Source organism: Gloeocapsopsis crepidinum LEGE 06123 (assembly GCF_015207655.1).
Classification (GTDB): domain Bacteria; phylum Cyanobacteriota; class Cyanobacteriia; order Cyanobacteriales; family Chroococcidiopsidaceae; genus Gloeocapsopsis; species Gloeocapsopsis crepidinum.
The window spans coordinates 1-7344 of the sequence record NZ_JADEWN010000110.1 but is presented as its reverse complement, the minus strand read 5'-3'; the positions used below and the strand labels follow the sequence as shown (position 1 = coordinate 7344).

The 7344-nt window shown below is 43.2% G+C and carries 6 protein-coding genes and 1 riboswitch; of the genes, 2 read left to right on the top strand and 4 right to left on the bottom strand.

Annotated features, from left to right (window positions below):
• Nucleotides 1-281 precede the first annotated feature (281 nt).
• Nucleotides 282-980 carry a glutamine amidotransferase gene (locus IQ230_RS25460; RefSeq protein WP_193934983.1) on the top strand — a complete coding sequence of 233 codons (699 nt, stop codon included), beginning with the start codon at nucleotides 282-284 and terminating at the stop codon, nucleotides 978-980.
• A 74-nt stretch (nucleotides 981-1054) separates the two neighbouring features.
• Here IQ230_RS25460 and IQ230_RS25455 read toward each other — a convergent pair whose 3' ends face one another.
• The 4 genes from IQ230_RS25455 to IQ230_RS25440 form a co-directional block, all read right to left on the bottom strand.
• Complete coding sequence (locus IQ230_RS25455) at nucleotides 1055-1831, bottom strand: ABC transporter ATP-binding protein (RefSeq protein WP_193934982.1); 777 nt, start codon at nucleotides 1829-1831, stop codon at nucleotides 1055-1057.
• Nucleotides 1832-1867: 36 nt separating this feature from the next.
• Nucleotides 1868-2719 (bottom strand): ABC transporter permease, encoded by an 852-nt coding sequence (locus IQ230_RS25450; RefSeq protein ID WP_193934981.1) that lies wholly within the window; start codon nucleotides 2717-2719, stop codon nucleotides 1868-1870.
• A gap of 32 nt (nucleotides 2720-2751) precedes the next feature.
• On the bottom strand, nucleotides 2752-3795 hold the full coding sequence (locus IQ230_RS25445) for an ABC transporter substrate-binding protein (RefSeq protein ID WP_193934980.1): 1044 nt from the start codon (nucleotides 3793-3795) through the stop codon (nucleotides 2752-2754).
• 287 nt (nucleotides 3796-4082) lie between these two features.
• Nucleotides 4083-4230, bottom strand: a riboswitch (guanidine-I (ykkC/yxkD leader).
• 234 nt (nucleotides 4231-4464) lie between these two features.
• Entirely contained in the window at nucleotides 4465-4647 is a 183-nt protein-coding gene (locus IQ230_RS25440) for a hypothetical protein (protein ID WP_193934979.1), read from the bottom strand.
• Nucleotides 4648-4987: 340 nt separating this feature from the next.
• On the opposite strand from IQ230_RS25440, the gene IQ230_RS25435 reads away from it, so the two are divergent.
• Nucleotides 4988-7261 carry a two-partner secretion domain-containing protein gene (locus tag IQ230_RS25435; RefSeq protein ID WP_193934978.1) on the top strand — a complete coding sequence of 758 codons (2274 nt, stop codon included), beginning with the start codon at nucleotides 4988-4990 and terminating at the stop codon, nucleotides 7259-7261.
• Nucleotides 7262-7344: the final 83 nt, after the last annotated feature.

Genomic DNA, 7344 nt, shown 5'->3' with positions numbered 1-7344 from the left:
CTGATTGAGGTGTCACCTTGTGTGTATGCCTTAACTATTTTTTCTCGCAAGTCGAGCGAGTACGGTTTCATTAGACTTCATTTGTGTACTCCTCTTACTGTACCTCATAAACTTGCAATAGGCTGTAAGTAAAAAGTCTCAGTATAATCCGCAAGACAAAGGCAAGCTTTTATGACTTAAACAACGCAACAGCGTAACAACGTTGTTAAGATATGAGTCAGTTGAGACACCCGAAAAACAAGTTTATCAGTTGTAAGTGTGACTAGCTCAAGTAGAAAGTTATGAACAATGCCACTGTAATTAGACATCTGGCTTTTGAAGATTTAGGAACTTTAGAATCAGCTCTACATCAGCACAACTATAAAATTAAATATGTAGAAGCTGGAATCAATAATATTATCGGTATTGATGCAAATACTGATTTATTGATAGTTTTGGGTGGTCCCATCGGAGCCTATGATGAACAAGATTACCCTTTTATAGTTGATGAATTACACCTACTAGAACATCGTCTTCAAGCAGATTTACCGACATTAGGGATTTGTTTAGGTGCTCAATTAATGGCGCGATCGCTTGGTGCAAAAGTCTATCCTGGCGATTATAAAGAAATTGGTTGGTCTCCCTTAGAACTCAGTGTTGAAGGGATGAATTCGCCTCTAGCTCATTTAGCAGCAGAGCATACTTTTGTTTTACACTGGCACGGAGATACGTTTGACTTACCTACTGATTCTACTCACTTAGCTGCTAGCTCAAAATATCAAAACCAAGCTTTTTCTTGGGGCAAATGTGGCTTAGCACTACAGTTTCACCCTGAAGTCACGGCTTGTGGGCTAGAACGTTGGTTTATTGGTCATGCTTGCGAAATTAGTACAACTTCTAGTGTTCGTGTTGCTCAGTTGCGTCAAGACACAGCGCGATATGCTAAACAATTAGAACAACAAGCCGCTAAGCTATGGCAGGCATGGTTGGAATCCTTGTAAGACACAACAGCTTTCAAACACATAAGTAAGTCTACGGAGGTAAACTTTTTTATTCACACTCGCATCCTTCTTAATTAAGCTACAGCAGCAACAGCTTCCTGTCCGTGTCTGCGAAGTAACTCCATCAATTCATCGCGGTAGTCATGGAAGATTGAGTGGCGTTTTACCGTGTGGCTGCGATTGGGTAGGTTGATGACCATTTCTTTACGTACAGTACCAGGACGCGCACCTAGAGCATAGATGCGGTTTGAGAGAAAGACAGCCTCTTCGACATCGTGCGTAATCATAAAGATTGTCAGATTTGTTCGTTGCCAGAGATCGAGCATGAATTCGTGCATCGATTCTTTAGTGTGAATATCCAACGCACCGAAAGGTTCATCCATTAACAAAATATCAGGTTCAGAAGCAAGCGCACGGGCGATCGCAACTCGCTGCTTCATACCTCCTGAGAGTTCTTTGGGCAAAGCTCTAGCAAACTTTGTTAGTCCCACAACATTAAGATAGTAACTAGCTTGTTCGCGCCGTTCTTTTTTGGGTACGCCTTGCAATTTCAATCCAAACTCAGTGTTTTCCTGGACGTTCATCCACGGGTAAAGCGTGTAATGTTGAAACACCATGCCGCGATCTGATCCAGGTGATGCAACTCGTTTACCATCAATTCTGACTTCTCCTGTGGTGGGGGTATCAAGTCCTGCAATCTGGCGCAACAATGTAGACTTACCAGAACCTGATGCACCGACAGCACAAATAAATTCACCACGCTCAATTGCCATATTAATGTCTTTAAGGACAACTAAAGCGCCTTCTTTTGTAGCAAAGTGCTTATTTAGATTATGAATTTCCAAAAACATAGATTGAATTTCCTTATTGTATTTAGATAAATAAAACTATCGTTTTTGACTTGCCCATCTACAAGAAACTCGCAATAGATATTGAAACAGCAAGTCAAACGTTAACCCGATAACTCCAATCACAATCAATCCAACAAAAATTTCATCAGTTCGTAAGAATCGTCCCGCTACACTGATCCGACGTCCTAAACCTTCATTTGCTGCAATTAATTCCGAGACAATCACAAGTTGCCACGCAGCGGCTAAGTTGATGCGGCAAGAATCAATAATTCCTGGTAAAACATGAGGTAAAATCACCTGCGTCAATGCTTCCCAGCGAGTACCTCCTAACATATAAGTAGCTTCAATCAGATCTTTGGGGACAAACTTTACCGTATCCATCACCATCAACGAATTAAAGAAAAAGACCCCAATAAAGATGAGCATAATTTTTGGCTCCTCGCCAATGCCCAGGTATAAAATGAGTAGAGGAATAAACGCTGGAGCAGGCATGTAACGCATTAAGCCAAAGAGTGGTTCGAGCAAAGCGCGAATACTCGGAAAACTACCCATCAGCACCCCAACCGGAATCGAAAGCAGTGCGGCAAATAGAAATCCGACTCCGACTCGCCATAAACTTGCTACTGTGTCTTTAAGCAGTTCGCGAGTACTCCAAAGTCGCCCAAAGGCTTCGAGGACATCCGCAGGCGAAGGTAAAAATGTAGGCTCAATATTGCCTAATGTTGTTACTAACCACCATAGTATTAATGGCAAGGCAATTGATGTAACCATTAATACAGTGCTCAGCGATTTGGGAATGTCCTCAGTTAGTCGCCAGAAAACAGTGGGACGCATTGTTTTTGGCTTGATTAGCGAGCGAATTGAGCGGTGTTTAACGCTTTGACTCATAGTTTTCAAGTGGTGAAGAGTGCGATCGACGATTAGGATTTATTAACTTGTGCGGCGTGGGCTTTGACAAAGCGATCGTCAAATAACCTGCTGGTATCAGGCGAAGCGGCGGCTAAACCAGTTTCAGTGAGAAATTCACTGATTTGTTCTGCAGAAAACTGCAATGAGGTCATGTCGTTTCCTGGTTGAAAGGCTTGTAAGTTTTCCTCAATCGTGAATAACCTAGTGCCATCGGCGTATTCTTTATATTCTTCAACACTGACACCAGCGCGTTGTGCCATAATTTTGTATGCTTCGTCTTGATTTTTTTGAATGTAATCTAATGTGGCAAACCAAGAATCGACAACAGCTTGTACGCGATCGGGGTTCTGCTCGATGAACTGGCGCGTAAATACCAAATGATCCGAAATAGCCCCTGGAAAATCTGCTGAACTGAAAAGTTCTCTGCTACCTGGACGCTTTAATGCTTGGGTTGTAAAGGGCGCAAATACAGCAACAGCATCAACTTGTCCGGCGACAAAAGCAGCAGCAGCCCTTCCTGTTTCTAATGGAACAAACTGAATGTCTTGTGCTGATATTCCTTCTCTCTCTAGCCCTAAAAGCAAGAGAAAATGATCGACAGTGCCTTCCTCAGCAGCAATTTGTCTTCCTTTTAAGTCAGCAATCGAATTGATACCTTCTCGGACAATAACTTTATCATTACCAGTTGAGTTGTCATTAACAAGTACAATGACTTGATCGGCACCACCAGAGACTGAACTGACCGTGTCGCCTAGCGTTTGACTATTCGCATCAATTTGTCCAGCAGTTAAAGTATTGATAGATTCAAGATAGCCATCAAACCATCTCAAGTTGACAGGAATATTATGCTTATCAAAGATTCCGCGTTCTTGAGCAACTTGCCAGGGGAACCAACCAGGCCATGCACTGAATCCCAAACGAACTGCACCCGCAACTGAAGACGCAGTATCACTTTCAGTTGTGGTTTTGATATAGATCGCAGGGTTGACGCATCCTACAACAATCAATGTGATGCAAAACAGAATGCAATAGGATAAGAGCGATCGCTTCTTCATGAGCTTTTTAATAAAGAGATTAACAACCAGTTTTTAAGAGTTTTTGTTCGCTGCAATTAAACTTCTATTTTGATTAATATACCTCTTTGCATCAGTTTCAAAAAAAGAGATTTGTTATTATAATCACCCCCAAAAATTTAAACTGTAATGATTGAATCAATGTGTATGGCAACACTAGAGAAACTCATGCGCGATCGCCCTAAATAGCTTTTAACCCTGACCTCCGCTATAAATAACCAAAAGAGAAAACCCGAAAGAAAAAGTCAGTTGCCATAAACAACTACAATTTCTCCCAGGTTTTTCTCCCGCCGTGTGGCTAGCAAATTTCTAGATAAACTTGTGATATAGCACTAGCCTGCCTCTCTTGGACCAGACATTCAAATTGTTAACTCACAATCATGACTAATTTGAACCGGAACCCTAGAGGCAATTAAGTTGTAGATATAAGATACTAATATCAGTGGTTTATTTGTAAAAATGTATCGAAAGTTACTGGATAACAGTTATTTTTATTAATAAGTCAAGATTTATTGACACAAGTGAATTCATAATATAGATCTTGAATACATTGAGCATTTTAATTTTTTTGTAATAGCAAAATTACCAACTGCCAAGACTATTTCCGGCAGTCGGTTATGTTATTGTTTAGGTATTATTTATACCTAGCGATCAATAACCATAGTAAGCTGCATCAGCCGCTGCATCAGCATACCAAGTTCCCCAATCAGTCCATCCCCAGTCAGACCACCATGTGGCTTGTTCAGCATAGTACTCAGCCCAACTTTCACCACCATTAATACTAGTAGCTTGCTCGTCAGTGAGTTCGATAAACAGTGACTTCTCGTTCTTCATAATTTACTCCTTGATTTCAATTAGTTTGAGTTACATAGAGGTAGTAGCCTATAGATGTTCTATAGACTAAGTAACTGTTTACTGGATTTAAAGATAAAGAAAGTAACGAGACAATTCATTCACCTTATATGACAAGTGAGTTGCTCTATTTAGACAAGATAGTTTGCACAATTCTACTAACACTATTGTAAAAAGATTGTAAAAAGTACATATCGACTTTTTTGAGAACAGTATGAATACATTACTCAAAGATATAAAATGCGATCGCTCTCATAACTCATATCTGTAATTTTGAATTCTGGTTCCATAGAAAAACTAGCATGTAGAGGAAACCAATCCTGTGATTAATAAAAGCTGGTTCGGTTGGCGTTGGCAGTTAATGCTAGCGAGTTGGATGGTTTTAGTGGGAGTAGGAAGGGGCGATCGCACTTTAGCCCAAATCATACCCGATGCTACCTTAGGCGCAGAGAACTCAGTAGTTACACCTACGAACATCAATGGCATTCCCAGCGATCGGATAGATGGTGGAGCAATTCGGGACAAAAACCTCTTCCACAGCTTTGAGCAGTTCAATATAGATGCAGGACGAGGAGCTTATTTCATCAATCCGTCTGGAATTGAAAATATTTTGAGTCGAGTGACGGGGAACGATCCTTCCAATATTTTAGGAACGCTCGGCGTCGTGGGAGGCGATGCCAACTTATTTTTAATGAATCCAAATGGAATTATCTTTGGACCAAATGCCAGTTTGGATCTGAATGGTTCGTTTCTAGGTACTACAGCAGGTAGTATAAATTTTGCTAACAGCATACAGTTCAGTGCAACTGCGCCTCAAACTATTCCTTTGCTGAAGATAAGTATTCCTCTGGGCTTGCAATTCGAGGAGAATGCAGGACAAATTCTTGTGCAAGGATCGGGAGCTATACGGACTTCAGGTGCGGTCAATCAGCTTTTGAATCGAGATGCGGGTCTTCAAGTGCAACCTAGTAAAACCTTGGCACTAGTAGGTAATGGCATAGCCTTGGAAGGCGGCATTTTGACGACTGATGATGGACGAATTGAGTTGGGTAGTGTTACTAGAGTTGCCCAACTCAGCCTAACTCCTATAGAGAAAGGCTATGCTTTAGGCTATGAGAGCGTACCAGCGTTCGCAGATGTTTCTTTGTCCAATGCGGCTGCCGTGAATGCTAGTGGCGAGGGGGGTGGTGACATTCAAGTTCGAGGTAGGCAGGTGACGCTTACCGATGGTTCTGCTATTGAGGTTGCTACTTTGGGATCGCAACCAGGGGGGACTTTGACTGTAGCTGCATCAGAAGCAGTAAAAGTAATTGGTACCACAGCAGATGGTCGGGTCTCCAGTTTCCTAACTACTTCAGTCTACCCAGGAGCTACGGGCAATGGAGGCAATTTAACGATAGAAACAGGACAGTTAATTGTTCGCGATGGGGCACAGATATCTGCGGGTACGTTCGGTCAAGGGTCAGCAGGTAGCTTGACGGTTAAAGCTGCCGAGTCGGTTGAACTGAGCGGGACGGCGGCGAATGGTCGGTTTGCCAGCTCTTTAGGGACTTCATCAGAACGAGGAGCTACAGGTAATGGGGGTAATTTAACGATAGAAACAGGACAGTTAATTGTCCGTGATGGGGCACAGGTAGTTGCTAGTACTTTCGGTCAGGGGGCGGCAGGTACCTTAACGGTTAAAGCTGCCGAGTCGGTTGAACTAAGTGGTACAGCGGCGAATGGTCGGTTTCCTAGTGGCTTATTTTCTTCAGCCCAGGCAGAAGCTACGGGTGGTGGGGGTAATTTAACGATAGAAACAGGACAGTTAATCGTCCGCGATGGGGCAATTGTATTTGCTAGTACCCTCGGTCAGGGGTCAGCGGGTACCTTGACGGTGAAAGCTACCGAGTCGGTTGAACTGAGTGGGACGACGGCGAATGGTCAGTCTCCCAGCGGCTTAGCTACTTCAGTCTACCCAGGAGCTACAGGTGGTGGGGGTAATTTAACGATAGAAACAGCACAGCTAATTGTCCGCGATGGGGCACTGGTAAATGCCAGTACCTTCGGTCAGGGGTCAGCAGGTAGCTTAACGGTTAAAGCTTCCGAGTTGGTTGAACTGAGTGGGACGGCGGCGAATGGTCGGTTTGCCAGCTCTTTAGGGACTTCGGCTGAGCGTGGGGCTACAGGTGGTGGGGGTAATTTAACGATAGAAACAGCACAGCTAATTGTCCGCGATGGGGCACAGGTAGTTACTGGTACATGGGGTCAGGGGTCAGCAGGTAGCTTGAGGGTGAAAGCTGCTGAGTCGGTTGAACTGAGTGGTACAGCGGCGAATGGTCAGTCTCGCAGCGGCTTATTTTCTTCAGCCCAGCCAGGAGCTACAGGTAATGGGGGCAACTTGAGAATTCAGACTGAAAATTTATATGTCCACGATAGAGCTGTAATAGCCGTCAACAGTCTAGGATTAGGAAGTGCAGGCAACTTAGAAGTTGTGGCTGACTCTGTCCGTTTGGACAACCTTGCATTTTTGAATGCTGACACCACAGCAGGACAAGGTAATATCTTCCTACCTCACATCTTGCACCTATCAGGAAAACCACTAATACATGAATAAGTAGTGTAAGAAAGTGACAGCAGAAGCGGAAATTCGCTTTTGTGGCAGAGAGTAATTCAGAAAACTTGATTTGTAGAGAAATT